Annotated in this window: 16 protein-coding genes; 14 read left to right on the top strand and 2 right to left on the bottom strand. The window is 40.0% G+C overall.

Annotated elements, in window-relative coordinates:
- The first annotated feature begins 108 nt into the window (after positions 1 to 108).
- The 7 genes from ACY652_RS08310 (at position 109) to ACY652_RS08280 (ending at position 3976) form a co-directional block, all read left to right on the top strand.
- Positions 109 to 867: a hypothetical protein gene (locus ACY652_RS08310; protein ID WP_462267764.1), complete on the top strand. Its 759-nt coding sequence runs from the start codon at positions 109 to 111 to the stop codon at positions 865 to 867.
- A 173-nt stretch (positions 868 to 1040) separates the two neighbouring features.
- Positions 1041 to 1310, top strand: a complete 270-nt coding sequence (locus ACY652_RS08305) for a helix-turn-helix transcriptional regulator (protein ID WP_462267763.1) — start codon at positions 1041 to 1043, stop codon at positions 1308 to 1310.
- A gap of 12 nt (positions 1311 to 1322) precedes the next feature.
- Positions 1323 to 1583, top strand: a complete 261-nt coding sequence (locus tag ACY652_RS08300) for a helix-turn-helix domain-containing protein (protein WP_462267761.1) — start codon at positions 1323 to 1325, stop codon at positions 1581 to 1583.
- Positions 1580 to 1903: a hypothetical protein gene (locus ACY652_RS08295; RefSeq protein ID WP_462267759.1), complete on the top strand. Its 324-nt coding sequence runs from the start codon at positions 1580 to 1582 to the stop codon at positions 1901 to 1903. The genes ACY652_RS08300 and ACY652_RS08295 overlap by 4 nt, the downstream gene beginning before the upstream one ends.
- Positions 1904 to 2089: 186 nt before the next feature.
- On the top strand, positions 2090 to 2494 hold the full coding sequence (locus ACY652_RS08290; protein ID WP_462267757.1) for a plasmid mobilization protein: 405 nt from the start codon (positions 2090 to 2092) through the stop codon (positions 2492 to 2494).
- Entirely contained in the window at positions 2469 to 3455 is a 987-nt protein-coding gene (locus ACY652_RS08285; protein WP_462267755.1) for a relaxase/mobilization nuclease domain-containing protein, read from the top strand. Before ACY652_RS08290 ends, ACY652_RS08285 begins: the two co-directional genes overlap by 26 nt.
- Positions 3452 to 3976 carry a hypothetical protein gene (locus ACY652_RS08280; RefSeq protein ID WP_462267753.1) on the top strand — a complete coding sequence of 175 codons (525 nt, stop codon included), beginning with the start codon at positions 3452 to 3454 and terminating at the stop codon, positions 3974 to 3976. Before ACY652_RS08285 ends, ACY652_RS08280 begins: the two co-directional genes overlap by 4 nt.
- Before the next feature lie 140 nt (positions 3977 to 4116).
- Here ACY652_RS08280 and ACY652_RS08275 read toward each other — a convergent pair whose 3' ends face one another.
- Positions 4117 to 4515 (bottom strand): helix-turn-helix domain-containing protein, encoded by a 399-nt coding sequence (locus ACY652_RS08275; RefSeq protein WP_462267751.1) that lies wholly within the window; start codon positions 4513 to 4515, stop codon positions 4117 to 4119.
- A 139-nt stretch (positions 4516 to 4654) separates the two neighbouring features.
- On the opposite strand from ACY652_RS08275, the gene ACY652_RS08270 reads away from it, so the two are divergent.
- From ACY652_RS08270 to mobC, 7 genes are all read left to right on the top strand, one after another.
- Entirely contained in the window at positions 4655 to 6097 is a 1443-nt protein-coding gene (locus tag ACY652_RS08270; RefSeq protein WP_462267749.1) for a HEPN domain-containing protein, read from the top strand.
- A gap of 631 nt (positions 6098 to 6728) precedes the next feature.
- A complete protein-coding gene (locus ACY652_RS08265) occupies positions 6729 to 8792 on the top strand; it encodes an ATP-dependent nuclease (protein ID WP_462267747.1) in 2064 nt (687 codons plus the stop codon).
- A 490-nt stretch (positions 8793 to 9282) separates the two neighbouring features.
- Positions 9283 to 10506 carry a site-specific integrase gene (locus tag ACY652_RS08260; RefSeq protein WP_462267745.1) on the top strand — a complete coding sequence of 408 codons (1224 nt, stop codon included), beginning with the start codon at positions 9283 to 9285 and terminating at the stop codon, positions 10504 to 10506.
- Positions 10507 to 10766: 260 nt separating this feature from the next.
- The gene (locus ACY652_RS08255) at positions 10767 to 11066 is read left to right on the top strand and encodes a helix-turn-helix domain-containing protein (protein ID WP_462267743.1); all 300 of its coding nucleotides are present in this window, start codon (positions 10767 to 10769) and stop codon (positions 11064 to 11066) included.
- 179 nt (positions 11067 to 11245) lie between these two features.
- A complete protein-coding gene (locus tag ACY652_RS08250; protein ID WP_462267741.1) occupies positions 11246 to 11653 on the top strand; it encodes a plasmid mobilization protein in 408 nt (135 codons plus the stop codon).
- The gene (locus ACY652_RS08245; protein ID WP_462267739.1) at positions 11638 to 12930 is read left to right on the top strand and encodes a relaxase/mobilization nuclease domain-containing protein; all 1293 of its coding nucleotides are present in this window, start codon (positions 11638 to 11640) and stop codon (positions 12928 to 12930) included. The genes ACY652_RS08250 and ACY652_RS08245 overlap by 16 nt, the downstream gene beginning before the upstream one ends.
- A 9-nt stretch (positions 12931 to 12939) precedes the next feature.
- Entirely contained in the window at positions 12940 to 14949 is a 2010-nt protein-coding gene (mobC, locus tag ACY652_RS08240; protein ID WP_462267737.1) for a conjugal transfer protein MobC, read from the top strand.
- Between the two features lie 84 nt (positions 14950 to 15033).
- Here the strand turns inward: mobC and ACY652_RS08235 are convergent, their stop codons facing one another.
- Positions 15034 to 15825, bottom strand: coding sequence for a competence protein CoiA family protein (locus tag ACY652_RS08235; protein WP_462267735.1), 792 nt, complete (start codon positions 15823 to 15825; stop codon positions 15034 to 15036).
- Positions 15826 to 15906: the final 81 nt, after the last annotated feature.

Here is a 15906-nt window from a genome sequence, read left to right as displayed (position 1 = left end):
GACGGTGGAAAAACAAATACTTAAAACCACGTAGATAGTTTAATTGTAACACACAAATAGCTAACATCTGTTTTACAACTAAGTGATACGAATTAATTTGTGGTTAGTATGAGAGCAAAGTATTTTAAACATCGTCATTGGACTGATTTTTCCAAAGACACCAACGATATAGGCCGCCCTTTGTTTTGGCCAAAAGACAACGAAGACAATCATTTTTTGTACCGGTTATATGATAAGCAGGAAGCAGAGTTTCCTGCCTTTTATCAATACCATCTCGATTATTTTCTAAAGCTTTATCCTGATGCGGACGAAAAAGAGTTCTTTACTCACGTTTGGGAAATAATTGACGATGCCACCGCCGAACTGAAAGTGAAAAACCGCTACACTTCCAGGCACGCAATGGAGTTCAGAAATAAGCAGCATTTAAAAAATTTCTTAGCCTATCTTAAAACCATTGATCAATGGAACACAGGCCGAACTAAAGATGAAATCATTGCAGATAAAGAGGGTGAAATCAGAAGCTTGAAAGAGCAAAATGCCGAGCTGAAAGAAGAACTTAAAGCCGCGAGAAAGTTGGAAACCGAAGACTTTATTAATATTCAGGAGGGCTATCTTTTGACCGTGGTTGACCTTGCCAAGAAGATGCAGGGCTTAGAAATGAATGGTAAGGAACTTGTATTTTCACAAACACAAACCGTCTGGACTAAGATGATCTGTAAGAATTTCAGGCACGGCAATAAGGAAATTAAGTTTGAAACCATAAGGCGATATTTCCCCGGAAACCCTGATGAACCCAGCGGCAGGTCAGCCGCAGTTCCCACAAAATCACAGCTTTTCCAAATAGTTGAAGCGAAAAAGCGAAGTTGATATAGCTCGCTTTTCGCTTTGCCCTTTTGTTTAACACATCTATCATTTTATTGATAATGAGCTGATTGCACAGCGTTACAACTTAACTCAAACCACTCCAATTTAACCACGCGAATCTGCGTGGTAACGAAAAAGTGCATTTTCACTATTCCTTTGAACAAAAATCAAAGGCTATGGAAATATTCAGCACAAGCGCCCTAAGCCAATGCATCAGGGATGCAGTCAGGGCAGAACTACAGGAACACTTTAAAACAAGCGGCAGCCAGCCGCAGCATTCAGAAAAACTTTTATCCAAGCAAGAGCTTGCCGCCGAACTCGGCGTGTCACTGGTAACGCTTACCGATTGGATGAAAAAAGGCTTACCCTATTTGCGCCTGCATAAACGGGTGTACTTCAAAAAAAATGAGGTACTCAATGCCATGCAACAAACTATTAAAGATTAAGGAGGATGAAAGATGAATGTGGAATTGGTCACAAGAGAGGATTTGAGGCGGTTGGAAGATTTATTAAATGAGATCAAACAGATTGTTCAACCGGGACAGAGCCAGCCTAAGAAATGGCTGAAAAGCAGTGAGGTAAGAAAGATGCTGAATATATCACCAGGCACCTTACAGAACCTGCGCATCAACGGGACGTTACGCTTTACCAAAATGGGAAGCATCATGTATTACAAGTTAGAGGACATCAACAAGGTATTGGAGGGGAACGGACAATGATTATCTCAAAAGAATTAAATGGTTACAGCGACATTATTAAACGCATGGGAACGGACGAGCGGGTACTTGCAACCCATGTAAGCTTGTTCACGGCTTTATTTATTTTTTGGCAGCGACATGGATTTGTTAGCCCGTTTTCCATTACCCGAAGGACCGTAATGACATTTTCAAAAATCGCATCCATTGCTACTTATCACAAGTGCATCAGGGAACTGGACGAGTACGGCTATATCCGTTATCAGCCGTCTTTTCACCCGGCAAAAGGAAGCTTGATTTATTGGCCGGATGGCTTAACAGCCACCAGCTTCAAAGCGGTTTGAGCTATGCAGATATACTGACTATTCCCGCTTGCGGGGATAGCGATTTTTTATCCGCTTGTAAGGAGCAAGTTTGTGTTTTTGTTGCCACAAAAACATCCCGGATGCCTGTCGGCACCGGGCAAACTTGCCTTTTGCGCCCGATGGTTGCAAAAGGGAAAAACGAAAGAAAAAGTAAGGAGGTAACCAATGGAAGCAACAGTTAAGACAACTAATAAACAACCGGTAACCCAGCCCAAAAACAAAGGAGGCGCACCAAAGAAAAGGGTTAAACGGGAGGTGATTATCCGTATCAGGATGACAGCGACCGAGCGCTTTTATATTGACAGCAAAGCCAAAACCGCCGGGATGCGGTCAAGCAGTTGGATAAGGGCAGCCGCTAAAAGCGCAAAGATAGTTCCGCGATTAACCGACGATGAGCGGCGCATCCTTTGGATGCTTGCCGAATTGGCCAACAACCTTAATCAGCTAACTAAGCTTGCGCATCAACTTGGGTTATTAACAGTAGCACGGGATTGTAGTAAAATTTTGAATGAGATAGATATTACTTTAAAACATCTAAATAACCATGATAGGGAAAGTGATAACGGGTAGAAGTTTTGGCGGCTGTATCCGATATGTTGTACAAAAAAATGATGCGGTTATCTTGGATGCCGCAGGCGTAAGAATGCAGCAGGTCAACCAGATTATCAATGATTTTAACCTGCAACGAAAGTACAATCCAAATTTAGGAAAGGCGGTTGGCCATATTGCTTTAAGTTGGAGTGCAAATGATGCCGCTAAGTTGAACGATGAGCTAATGGTAAATCTGGCGAAAGAGTATTTGCAAAAAATGAAGATACAGGACACACAGTACCTGATTGTTAAGCACAGGGACAAAGATCATCCGCATATCCACATCGTTTACAACCGGGTAAGCAACAACGGTAAAACCATATCCGATAACTTTCAAAAGCAGCGGAATGTACTGGTAGCGAAGGAACTGACCTTAAAGCATGGACTTTATATCTCACCGGGTAAAGAACGGGTTAACCGCCAACAGCTAAAAGGCGAGGACAAAATCAAATATGAATTATTTGATGCTATCAAAGCTGCCAGCAAAAAAGTGAAAAATATCGATGAGCTAAAGCAGGTATTGGCTAAGCAGGGCATTGTTACCCATTTGAAATACAAAAGCGGCACTACAGAGGTGCAGGGTATTAGTTTCAGCAAAGGCGAATATAAATTTAAAGGATCGGAGATTGACCGTAGTTTAAGTTATGGAAAGCTAAGCCAGGACATAGAGCAACAGCAGGTTAAACCGGAAAAGAGCTTGGCAGATCAGTTAAGGGATGTAATGGAAAACGCAAAACAGCAAAGAGAAAGTCAGGACAAGACCGGACAAACCACCTATTTTAAGCAGGAGCCGGAAACACATTATTTAAGGCAATCACTATCAGCAGGAGCAGATTTATTAGGAGGCTTACTTGGCAATATAGCCGACGATGATGATAGCCCGGAAAGAAAGCGTCGAAAGAAAAATGAACAACAACAAAGCAGAGGAATATCAAGATGAAAGAGATAGATGAATTAAACCAAAGAATGGATAGCAACGACGAGATTGTAGATAACCTGGTGAAAAAGAATACAGAGATGGAAAAGCAGATAACAAGAATCACCGAAAATCCAGTTCCTGATTATTCAATTGCGATAAATACTATACTTGCCGAAGTAAAGGAAATTAAGCAGAATATCAAACAAAACGAGGAATTGACCTTGCTTAAACAGATCTATGAAAAATTGAACAAGATGCCAACATGCATCACTAAACAAATACGGATAGTATTATTTCCAGAAACCAACCAGGGCCAGTACTATAAAATCGTGTTTGGCAGGCTTATCCCTTGGGGTTTATGCTTCGTAGTTTTAACATACCTATATTCTTTAGGTGGCAAAGCAATTGATGCCTACGGCCAGCATAAGCAAAACGAGCAATCAGCCCATTATCAACGGGCTTGGGTTTATTTAAAGCAGATCGCTAAAAAGAGAACTTTATCCGCTATGGATACCGCGTATTCAAAAACAGAAAATAAGTAGGGTTAATTGATTGCAATTAGTCAGAAAAACAAAGTCCCCTTACGCTCGCTGTTTGGGGACTTTAACCTAAACCTTATCACAATCGGACAAAAGAATTGTCCTTTTAGATGTTGGCAATTTAATATTTTTAGACCACTTCTTTATTTCCCTTTTAACAGTTCGTTCTTTTCTTTTTCAGCCTGTAATAAGCGTTCAAGTAAAACTATTTTTTCATTATATAATTCAACGATCTTATCAATTGGATTAAACGATGGTTGGAAATTAATAGCGTTTAACGTTGAAGTATCTTGACTGGTAAAAGTATTTGAGATTATATTCAAAACGGCATCATCATTAAAATTCTTGATAGCATCAGCAGGCACACCCAAAATCTTTGCAATCTTTTCTAAAGCTTCACCGTCAACATCTGCACTTTGCTCAATTTTCGACACAGATTGTTGGCTTATACCCAATTCATGCGCAAGTGTTTCCTGCTTCATTCCTTTTAGTTCACGAATCTTACTGATTTTTCTGCCGATATGTAAGGTTGGTTCTGCCATAAGTCAAATGTATTGTTAAAATGTAAATGTACAAAACAACGGCATTATTGTAAAGTACAATCGCTTATGGTTCGGTACAGTGACGTTTCACTATTCTTTTGTTTTGCCGGTTAATGGAGGCCGGTATAAAAAGAGCATCATGTACAACGGAACTTATGCCCCCTGGGAACATTACCCTAAAAACCTTCGCCATTACGAAGTAGAAAATCCAATGTCTGTAGTAGTCGATTTCTTTAGTGCTGATTCCGTTAAAGGCCACGGAAAACGGCTAAAGGAATGGCGTTATTATGTAGTCAATGACGAGCATTACGATGAAAAGCGACATGGCCCCGGCACCCTGCTTTTTATCTATGACCTTAATTTGAGGATTTTGGAAGCTATGTACCTGCTATTAGTTAGTTACAAGAACTTCTCTTATCAGCGAAAACAGCCTACGGAGGAGCAATTAGAACAAGAAAAGGAGCAATGGAGATACTACCCCAAAAACCTTTCCCTAAAGGAGCAGCTCGAACCCTATAAGGCTGTTAAAAAAGTTTTTAAGAAAATCAAGCCGCAGGAATACCGGGATCAGTTACATGAATGGTCACACGTTGCTCTATACAATAATGCGGATGTCGAATCTTTATATGCAGGTGAGGTTATTACTGTTTATGAAAACTTAATTAAGCTTTATTCGGCGGCATGGTTAATTTGTCAGCGAGAAGGCGGTCGCCCACAGCTAAAGCGAAGTACACTTGAAAATAGCTTGACAGAAACTTCCAACGAACCAATTTTGCTAAGGTCAATAAGCCCCGAACCAACAGCAGCCGAAAAATTGGCGTTAGAAGAAATTAAAAATCTGATTGTAAAACGGTTCCCGCAGGTTCAAATGATTATTCATTTAGGAACACACCCCAAGCCGTTTACGTTTTATCTGCTTATCCTTATTAACGATGATGAAAAAACGCCGGAGCATGAAGTCAGTAATAAGATAGAAGACAATTGCCAATACCTTGCTCATGTACATGCCATAGTCCACAAGGCAAACAGCGCAAAAGAAGCGCTTAATATCGGTAGGCGCTTTTGGTCAACTGTTTTGGAAAAGGGATTTGTTTTATATCAATCCCCTGAATTAATGTTACCCGCGCACCAAGAAATAACAAAGGAGGTATTATTGGAAAGGGCAAAGTTCAATTGGGAACGATGGGGTAAACAGGGTAGCGAGTTTTTAAGAGGTGCAGAATTATATAGAGCAGATAATAATTTGAGGCTTGCAGCATTTCTTTTGCACCAATCCGTTGAAAGCGTTCTTAAAGCTATTATACAAGCCGTTATAGGCTACCGGGTACAGATGCACAATTTATCACGATTGCTAAGATTAACTTTGTTGTTTACAGATGAATTAAAAGATGTTTTTGAGCTAACTACCACAGAGGGAGCGCAACTATACCAATTGCTGCAAAATGCCTATTCACAATCAAGATATAACAGTTCATTTGATCCTGACGGAGATTCAGTAAGAATCCTATCAAAACAAGTAACAAAATTCAATACGGTTGCCGAGAGAGTTTACAAGCAATTTATAGAAGATATTAAGTGTTGACAGCCTCAGCAGTATTGGAAGGCGGGCATTTGATCGCCTTGCCTTGATTTTGAAACTTGTTAACCGTTGAAAATGGAAACTGCTAAGCACCCTAAGTAGCATGTCGGGCGATTGAGTAAGTCGTCCGACCTTGCTGCTGAAAAGCAAACGACACGCACACCCGTTGGAGCCATGCAGCTACGGCAGGTGGCTTCATTGCACCTCGCGCTATCGCGCCGGGTTTCATTGCGCCGTCAGCCTCGCTGCCGCTGGCAGGAGTGAAATTCGTTCCTCATAACACACCTGCCTTTCCCCTCACTCGAAATTATAATCCCATTTCACCGCGTACGGCAAAGTTACCGACCGGCGGGTGAAACGTAAAGGCTATACAAGCGAAGCATTTTAATTTGTTTTTTAGCGGTGCTTCGGCCTTGACATTTCACCCGCCTTGCGCTTTTTGGTGCCTAAGCGTTGAAAATGGGATGGTATGTGGAATGATTTAATAGTAGGACTTCGATTCTGAAAATACTTATCCAAAATTATTATCTATGGTTAGTTGTAGTAAAAGAGATATTATATATCTGTACATTTATAGTAGCCATTAAGTTACTGCAATAATTGGCGTACCAAAATGACCTATCACATTTAAAAGATGTTTATTTCAAAGCTATTTTTAAAGAATTTTCGAAGTTTTAAAGAATGTACCATTGAGTTTTCAAAAGGTAAAAATGTAATAGTTGGGAAAAATAACTGTGGTAAATCCAATGTGGTCAAAGCCCTTGATATGCTAATTGGCGAGAAATTTCCCACGTATTTAAATATTACAGATAATGATTTTTACACTCACGAAATAACCGATGAAGAAACCGGTGAAGTGCATGATTGCATTGAAGACAACTTTTATATAGAAGCAACCTTAATGGATAGGGATATCAATATGCCCTTGATAAACACCATTTTGAAAAATGTTGCTTTCTCTAAATTGGACTCGATTGATTCTATTTATATACAAGACCAAGGTGAAATTAGAGTAAATTTTGATCTGCTTCAAAACCTGGATATAATAGCAGAGAATCCAGCGATAGTGCCGTACAATCAAGATAAAAAGGTCAATTGGCTAAAGGGCGATAGTCTTATTAATTTTCTTCTCGGCTGTTCCGTAATTAAGGTTTTCTATACAAAATCACGTAGTATTGAAGATTCCAGCGGCTATGGTTTAATATTAAAACATGATAATTTTTATTGGATATCGCATTTCATTCCTAAAAAGCTACGCGACTCATTAATCACTTCCACAGTAATTAACGCACTTAGAAGCCCTAAAGAAGATTTGAGAGTTGTTAATTATACTTGGTTTGGTAAGCTGGTTTCTAAAATTTGGCAAGAGAACAAAGACACAAAAGAAGAAGCCGAAGAATTTACTTACATCGAACTAATCTTAGGTCATTCAGAAAAAATTAAAATTCAAGTTGATAAACTGTTTTTCGAGAATACCGAAGAGATAAGGAAAGTAATCAGTCGCGCCATATCTCACCAAAAAGTATCTTTTAAGTTATTCAATGACAATGCACATGATTTGTTTAAGAATGTTCAAATTTTCATACACGATGGCATAGATAGACCGATAACTGAAAAAGGAACAGGAATTCAAAGCGCTGTTATTATTGCGCTATTCTCTTTGTATTGTAATAAGTTTCATACAACCAGTTCTCTATTAATCACCGAAGAGCCGGAAGTGTTTTTGCATCCTCAAGCGAGGCGTATCATATCTGCCGAACTTAATAATTATCTAAATGATAAATCACAAAGACAGTTAATTATAAGTACACACTCACCAGAGTTTTTAAAAGGGGTTGAACCTGAAAATATCATACGAGTATTTAAAAGTGCAGATAATAACTATTCACAGATTGCTCAAATAAAATCAAAAAACAATATCGAAATATCACAAGAAATTAAGCGCTTTCTTTGGAGCAACAACACAGAAATATTCTTTTCTGATGCCGTAGTTATGGTGGAAGGTGGCGAGAACTATTTATTACCATCGATCATAGACAGATTGAAAGGAGCTAAGCAATATTTGGATTACCAAAACGTATCGTTAGCCAGAGTAAATGGTAAGGGGAATTTTCTCACTTACATAAAAATGCTTGATGCATTTAAAATCAAGTGGTTACTAATTGGCGATTTAGATTGCTATAAGGATGAGTTATTAAAGGTTTTGACATGTTTGAAAAAAGATGAGATTATAAACTCGTTAACGAAAATGAAGAGTTTAATGAATGCACCTAAAATTAATTCAAAAGGAGTCGTTGAAAGAATTAAAGGAATTCAAGCCAATTTGGATGCGCAGAAATTGCATGAAGTGTTTGGTAAATTTAATCAAGGGAATATTAATACAGATGACGAGGATTTAGTGGCGATCATAAAATACATGGAACAGAAATATGTTAAAATTGATTTGAGACCGGAAATTATAAATGCTATCGGGGAAGATGAATTTAAAGCAATACAACAATCTTTACATGAGGCGAACATCTATATTTGGTCCTATGGTGATTTGGAAACTTACTACACAAAATTAGCAAAGGGTATTAAAGGAAGTAAAGATATTATGGCTTTAGAATTATCTTATGTTATAGCGGACGAAGCAAATAATGTTAATGATTATATTAAATATATTGACGAATGGCAGGCAGTTTGCGATAAAATTTAACTCAAAAGTTTTTAATTATCCTCGTAATTAGCTATATTTGAATTAAGAAATGTAGCTGCAATCAGTTGTTTTTAAGTTGATTAGAGAGGCTTTCATTTTTAAAATGTCATTGACAAATAGACAATCAATTTTCAATAGAGCGTCATTCGTGACGTCTTTTTTTGAAGAGATATAAAGGGTTGAAAATCAGCTAATTTTAGCTAAGGTTCGAGTCCCGTCCATTCCGCTAAAAGGGTATCAAAACCCACCGAAAGCGCTTAAATCAATGATTTAGGCGCTTTTTTTATGTCAAAAGCGCTCGTTTCAGCCTATATTCTATGGTTCATTCGGTTACCTATTCGGTTACCTGTTTGAATTGCCTAATTTAGGTAACCGAATACTGATGTAAGTTATTGATTTTGAAAGGTTTAATGTGATGCCAAACGGCATCAAAACAGGTCAAAATTAATGAACGAAAACAGCCGGTTTCGGCCACTAAAAACGAGCAATTATGAAAAATTCACAAAGCTTTACCATTCTCATTTGGGCTAACAAAGCCAAAGCCGACAATAACGGCTTGCTGCCTCTATACGCCAGGGTAACGGTAGTTGGGAAAAGAGCGGAGATTTCTTTAAAGAAAAAAGTTAATCCACAGAAGTGGAACGCGCAAAGCGGCTTTATGAAAGGCAGCGGCGAGGAAGTTAAAACGGTTAATAATTACATCAATCAGGTAACCAATGAAATTTTTAAGACTTATCAGGAACTACTGCGGGCAGGTGATTTTGTAACGGCAGATGAAATCAAGCAGCGCTTTACCGGGCAGGCAACTGAGCGCCATACTCTATTGGAAGTGTTCGACCTGCATAATGCGCAGATAAAAGAACTTATAGGTATCGATGTCGTCAAGGCCACATTCACCAAGTACAAGACAGTAAGAAGCAAGGTCGGTAATTACATACAGGATAAGTATAAAAAGAACGACCTGTATCTGGAAACGCTGAACTATGCTTTTGTGACCGGCTTTGAACACTACTTGAAAACCAAAGAAGGCATCGACCACAACACCGCCATGCGATACATCACCAATATGAAGAAGATTATCAACATCGCAGTCAGTAACCAATGGCTGAACAATAATCCTTTTGCTGCTTTTAAATGCACCTCCCGTAAAGTTAACCGAGAGGCGTTAACCGATGAAGAAATTGAGCGCTTAACAGAAAGGCAGTTTTCTATTAAACGACTGGAAGAGGTCAGGGATGTTTTCCTTTTTTGCTGTTATACCGGCTATGCTTTTGTAGATGCGGAGAAACTTTCGCACGACAATATTATTACCGATAAGAACAAAGACCAATGGATTAAAACCAACCGTACCAAAACAGATATACGGTCAAACGTTCCGCTGCTGCCGCAGGCTATGGCTATCATTGACAAATACCGTAATCACGCCGCCTGCCAGGTTAATAACCGGCTGCTGCCGGTAAAAAGCAATCAAAAGATGAATGCCTATTTGAAAGAAATAGCAAACTTATGCGGTATTACCAAGAAGATGTCTATGCACATTGCCCGGCATACCTTTGCCACTACGATAACGCTGGCCAATGGCGTACCGATTGAATCAGTTAGTAAAATGTTAGGCCACACTAAAATCACGACAACGCAGATATATGCCAAAGTACTTGAAGAAAAAGTAGGCGCTGACATGCGGGCGCTAAAGATGAAGTTAACTGCCGTATGAATAATAGCCATCAACTTATTAGGTCATTTCTTAATGGATGACTTGATAAGTTGATTACCTGCTTTGCAAGTATAAAGTGATGTAAGAACTAAACATTTCAATACTTTTCATAACCCATTGATTAATAGTAAAATCACATTATAATTCCTTCCCGAATTTCGACTCCCATATATTTTATACTGATTCCGGTCTATTTGTAACGCCTGCTGCAAACCTAATCACAAAGGAAGCAAGCAAACCAAAGCAAACAAATAGAAATCATGGCAACAGAAATCATTACTAAAGAAGATTTAAACGAGTTTAGGGTAAAACTGCTCGAAGACATCAGTGGCCTGTTAGGCAAATCAACTGATGAACCAAAAAAATGGCTGAAAAGCTACCAGGTTAGAAATCTCCTCAAAATTTCACCCGGCACCTTACAAAATCTGCGGGTCAACGGTACGCTAAGGCATACTCGTATCGGCGGTATCATCTACTACAAATACGAAGACATTACGCAGCTGCTTGACGGCAATGCAGGTAAGGAAAATCATTTAAAAATACAGATTCCGAAAAGGTAACCTGCTCAAACATTCAATAGCCAAAACGAAGTTTTAACAGCCGACCGTAAGGGCGAATACAAACACCCGCGTGTTTGGCAAGATGTACTTTTGTATACACAAAAGGAATCTTGCCCTCCTTTCAGTCGGGGTGGCCGCTGCGAAACTTGCGGCCACGAACCATTTATTATGTACCTGTTATGGGCAGAGTAAGATACAAAAAGGAGGATGAACTACTGAATCATCCGATCATTATCCGGGTCAACGAAGCCGTTTACAACCGGCTCGAAAAACTGCAAACTGACAGCAACTGCCAGTCCATTGGCGAAGTCGCACGTAAAATATTGTCAAGAGAAAAGATACTGGTTTTTCACAAAGACATTTCTATGAACGGCACAATGGAAGAACTGACCAGCATCCGGAAGGAACTCAAAGCCATTGGTGTGAACATTAACCAACTGACCAAAAGTTTCAACGGTGCTGCTACGGAAGCACAGCGCAATTTCTATGTAGTTAAGACAGCAGTCTTGTACAAAGAAGTTGATGCCAAAGTAGAAAGGCTACTAGTTATGGTTTCCCAGCTTACCCAAAAATGGTTGCAAAGATAGTGAACGGCAGAAGCATACGGGGCCTGATGAACTATAATGAAAACAAGGTAAGCGAAGGGCAGGCACAACTGATTATGGCCAGCCGCTTTGGTGGCGACTTAGACCAGTTGAGTTTTAACAACAAACTGGCCCGGTTTGAACATCTTACCTTGATGAACAGCCGTGTCAAGACTAATGCCATGCACATCATGCTCAACTTCGACACGACTGAACAAGTAAGCGTAGCCAAAATGCAGGAAATCACAGCAGCCTATATGGACAAGATAGGTTTCGGCGACCAGCCCTACCTGGTTTACCAGCACCGGGATGCAGCACATCCGCATATCCATGTGGTGACTACTAACATTAAAGCAGATGGCAAGCGCATCAACATCCACAATATCGGCAAAACCCTATCTGAATCAGCACGGAAGGAACTGGAACAAGAGTACAATCTAGTGAAGGCTGAAGGGCATCATATTAAAGAGAGCTTAGGCATCACACCTGCTAACCTTGAAAAGGCGGTGTATGGCAAAACACCTACTAAAAGGGCTATCACTAACGTGGTTACTGCGGTTACCCAGCATTACAAGTTTACCTCGCTTCCTGAACTGAATGCCGTTCTCAAACTATTCAATGTAATAGCCGACCGGGGTAAAGAAGATACCATTATGTTCCAAAAGAAAGGGCTGATTTATTCGATATTGGATGACAAGGGTAAAAAAATAGGTATTCCTTTTAAGGCCAGCGCCCTTGCCGGTAAACCAACTTTGATGAACCTCGAAAAGAAGTTTACCCAGAATGAGGAAAAGCGCAAGCCATTCCGGGAAAATCTTAAAACCAGCATCGACAATGTTCTTATGAACTATGCGCAAATCACTAAAGGCACTTTTGAGAAGGAACTGCAAAAGCAGAATATCTATGCCATATTCCGGCAGAACGAGCAGAGCTACACCTACGGGGTAACCTTCGTCGATAATAACAACAAAACCGTGTTTAACGGCAGCGATTTAGGCAAAGCGTATGGCGCCAAAGCCCTGACCGCACAATTCAATACCGAAGACAAGCCATTAAAGCAATCAGCTAAAAGCTATTTGGGTACGGGCGAACCGAAGCCAACTTACCTAAAGCCAATGGAGCAAACCAGCTACTTAAAAAAAGACGAACCAACAAAAGAATACCTGCAACCCAGCGAGTTTGACAAACTGCTTCAAAATTTGATGGGTAAACAGGAAGCAAACACTGCACCCCTGACTCAGGAACAAAAGCGCAAAAAGAAAAGAGGACAACACTTATAACACACCATCATGCAAACCGGAGAAGATACGCAAGGACTGCGAAAGATTATTGAGTTTACCAGGCTGATCAGCATTTTCATATTAGCCATACATTTCTATTACACCTGCTACCAGGCATTTCATGCTTTTGGCTGGACGGCGCCTATTGTTGATCGTATTGTGCTGAACATTGCCAAAACAGGAATATGCAAAGGGATATGGAGGCCTAAGTTGTATGCGCTGCTTTTTTTGCTGATCTCGTTAGTCGGCGCAAGGGGTAAAAAAGAAGAGAAGATAGATAAACGTGCTATTGCAGCGTACCTGATTACCGGCTGCTTACTATCCTTTATAAGCCAGTTCAGCTTTGATTTCAATACATCGACCACAATTATAGCAGGCTGTTACATAGGACTAACAGTAACTGGCTACCTGCTGATTTTAACCGGAGGCACTTTGCTTTCAAGACTCATTAAGGTCGGTTTACAGGATGATATATTCAATGCGGAAAATGAGACCTTTCCGCAGGAAGAACGGCTATTGGAAAATGAATACTCCATCAATCTGCCTGCATTATATCACCTGAAAGGGAAAGTGCGCAAAAGCTGGATTAACTTTATCAATCCGTTCCGGGGGCTGTTGGTTATCGGTACGCCCGGCGCAGGTAAATCTTATTTTGTTATCCGGCATATCATTACCCAGCACATCAGCAAGGGGTTTACCATGTTCCTGTATGACTTCAAGTATGACGACTTGACCAAGATTGCCTATAATACCCTACTCAAAAACCAAAAGGGTTATAAGATACTGCCCAAGTTTTATATGATAAATTTCGATGACCTGAGCCGGACACACCGGTGTAATCCTTTAGATCCGCACAGCATGGAAGATATAACAGATGCCACCGAAGCGGCCAGGACGATCATGTTAGGACTGAACCGGGACTGGATCAAAAAGCAGGGCGACTTCTTCGTGGAATCACCGATCAACTTTTTAACTGCTATCATCTGGTATTTAAGAAAGTATCAGGATGGCAAGTATTGCACGCTGCCGCATGTCATTGAACTGATGCAGGCGGATTATGACCCGCTGTTTGCTATCCTTTCCGAGCAGGAAGAAATCAAGGTACTCATTAACCCTTTTGTCTCCGCGTTTAAGAATAATGCAAAGGAACAGTTAGAAGGACAGATTGCCAGTGCCAAGATCGGTCTGGCCCGTTTATCATCGCCGCAGCTTTATTACGTGCTTTCCGGTAATGACTTTACGCTGGACGTAAACAATCCGGACAAGCCAAAAATCGTGTGTATCGGCAACAACCCACAGAAACTTCAAATTTACGGTGCGGTACTGTCCTTATACATATCAAGGGTAATTAAGCTGGTAAACCGCAAGAACCAGCAGAAGTGCAGCTTGTTGTTTGATGAGTTTCCAACCATCTACTTCAATAATATCGACAGCCTTATCGCTACGGCCCGTTCCAACAAGGTAGCGACTACATTAGCGGTGCAGGACTACAGCCAGCTAAAGAAGGATTACGGCCATGACCAGGCTGAAGTAATTATGAATATTGTAGGTAACGTAGTGAGTGGCCAGGTATCTGGTGAAACGGCCAAGCAATTATCCGAGCGGTTTGGCAAGATTGTGCAGGAGAGGCAAAGCGTGTCCATTAACAGCGATGATACGTCTACCAGCAAGTCAACGCAACTTGATTATGCCGTACCGGCATCAAAGATCGCTTCGCTGTCATCCGGCCAGTTTGTGGGGATGGTAGCTGATGACCCGGATAATAAAATTGCACTCAAGGTTTTTCATAACGAAATACAGAATGACCATGAGGCGCTTAAGAAGGAAGAGCAAAACTTCAAACCAATGCCTGTTATTAAAAATATGACTACCGAAATTATTGAAGAAAATTACCTGCGGATAAAAGAAGATGTAAGGAAATTGATTGTGGATGAATTGCAAATGATTGAGTCAGCGCAAGCGGATATTGCTGAAACGGAACAGAACCAATCTGATGAATCAACAAGTGTTTCTATGTAGGGTGGCAATTGTTTCATATTAATAAGTTCACAATTATTAACATGAAACGGCTGGCCCTTTAATAATAATAAATTCACTATTCCTTTATTGTTTACTTTTCTCAGATTGATACTTCCACAGTATAGATTTTGGAAGCGGATATTTATAAGTTTTCATTTCAAACCTTTTTGACGACACCCAGCGCTTAAAGTTCTCCAAGTAAACATCATTAAAAATGCGCTTGATTTGAAAAGTGCTCCTTAACCGCTTACCAGAATAATAAACCATAGAACCCTGATCTTTATCGTAAAATTCTGAGCCCTCACTATATAAAGGCGAAAATTCGGCAACCGCAAAGGCTGATTTGCTACGATTCCAGAAAACCAGCCTTTTGTTATTCATAAAATATAACAACTTTTCATGTTCCTTCATCTTAAACTCGCCAACAATCATTCGTGCCGAGTCATAAGGCAATACCCATATTACACCTACATTTACTTCAAAATATGATTCTGATCTGTTAATGATGTCTCTGACATCTGTAGCATCTACTAGCACTTCAATGGCTATTTTACTTTTTTTGCCGATAATAAACACATCTGGCCGACAGCCAAAAAATCCCGTATATTCCAAGTCAACTACGGCACTCTTGGGGGCGTAACGTTCCTTTAACGCATTATAAATTGAGTTTTTATAGAGTACCTGCTCTTCCGATTCACTTCTATTAAACGCGCAATAGCTATCTGGGGCATGTGCAAAATGAGCCACTCTCACCATCCCGTTTTTAAGATACATAGTGCTTCCACATCCTGTACAAACGAACTTATCACCATTTAATGTGTCAGCATTGATAGCCAAAACCTTTTGAGTAGTTCCTTCTATATAAGCAGATTGCATAAGTTTCTAAAATAAAAAAACTAAGCGAAATTTGTTAACTTAACACCCCTTGTTTTTTAATATTTTTAGCCAAAGTTTTCC

It is taken from the genome of Mucilaginibacter sp. (assembly GCF_965200995.1).
GTDB lineage: Bacteria > Bacteroidota > Bacteroidia > Sphingobacteriales > Sphingobacteriaceae > Mucilaginibacter.
Note: the sequence above shows the minus strand (reverse complement) of the source record. Positions and strands in the feature narration are given on the sequence as shown.

Excerpts from the sequence above, each read along its gene's own strand:
- ACY652_RS08310 (WP_462267764.1), top strand. The coding sequence starts at position 109 with ATGAGAGCAAAGTATTTTAAACATCGTCATTGGACTGATTTTTCCAAA.
- ACY652_RS08305 (WP_462267763.1), top strand. The coding sequence starts at position 1,041 with ATGGAAATATTCAGCACAAGCGCCCTAAGCCAATGCATCAGGGATGCA.
- ACY652_RS08300 (WP_462267761.1), top strand. The coding sequence starts at position 1,323 with ATGAATGTGGAATTGGTCACAAGAGAGGATTTGAGGCGGTTGGAAGAT.
- ACY652_RS08295 (WP_462267759.1), top strand. The coding sequence starts at position 1,580 with ATGATTATCTCAAAAGAATTAAATGGTTACAGCGACATTATTAAACGC.
- ACY652_RS08290 (WP_462267757.1), top strand. The coding sequence starts at position 2,090 with ATGGAAGCAACAGTTAAGACAACTAATAAACAACCGGTAACCCAGCCC.
- ACY652_RS08285 (WP_462267755.1), top strand. The coding sequence starts at position 2,469 with ATGATAGGGAAAGTGATAACGGGTAGAAGTTTTGGCGGCTGTATCCGA.
- ACY652_RS08280 (WP_462267753.1), top strand. The coding sequence starts at position 3,452 with ATGAAAGAGATAGATGAATTAAACCAAAGAATGGATAGCAACGACGAG.
- ACY652_RS08275 (WP_462267751.1), bottom strand. The coding sequence starts at position 4,515 with ATGGCAGAACCAACCTTACATATCGGCAGAAAAATCAGTAAGATTCGT.
- ACY652_RS08270 (WP_462267749.1), top strand. The coding sequence starts at position 4,655 with ATGTACAACGGAACTTATGCCCCCTGGGAACATTACCCTAAAAACCTT.
- ACY652_RS08265 (WP_462267747.1), top strand. The coding sequence starts at position 6,729 with ATGTTTATTTCAAAGCTATTTTTAAAGAATTTTCGAAGTTTTAAAGAA.
- ACY652_RS08260 (WP_462267745.1), top strand. The coding sequence starts at position 9,283 with ATGAAAAATTCACAAAGCTTTACCATTCTCATTTGGGCTAACAAAGCC.
- ACY652_RS08255 (WP_462267743.1), top strand. The coding sequence starts at position 10,767 with ATGGCAACAGAAATCATTACTAAAGAAGATTTAAACGAGTTTAGGGTA.
- ACY652_RS08250 (WP_462267741.1), top strand. The coding sequence starts at position 11,246 with ATGGGCAGAGTAAGATACAAAAAGGAGGATGAACTACTGAATCATCCG.
- ACY652_RS08245 (WP_462267739.1), top strand. The coding sequence starts at position 11,638 with ATGGTTGCAAAGATAGTGAACGGCAGAAGCATACGGGGCCTGATGAAC.
- mobC (WP_462267737.1), top strand. The coding sequence starts at position 12,940 with ATGCAAACCGGAGAAGATACGCAAGGACTGCGAAAGATTATTGAGTTT.
- ACY652_RS08235 (WP_462267735.1), bottom strand. The coding sequence starts at position 15,825 with ATGCAATCTGCTTATATAGAAGGAACTACTCAAAAGGTTTTGGCTATC.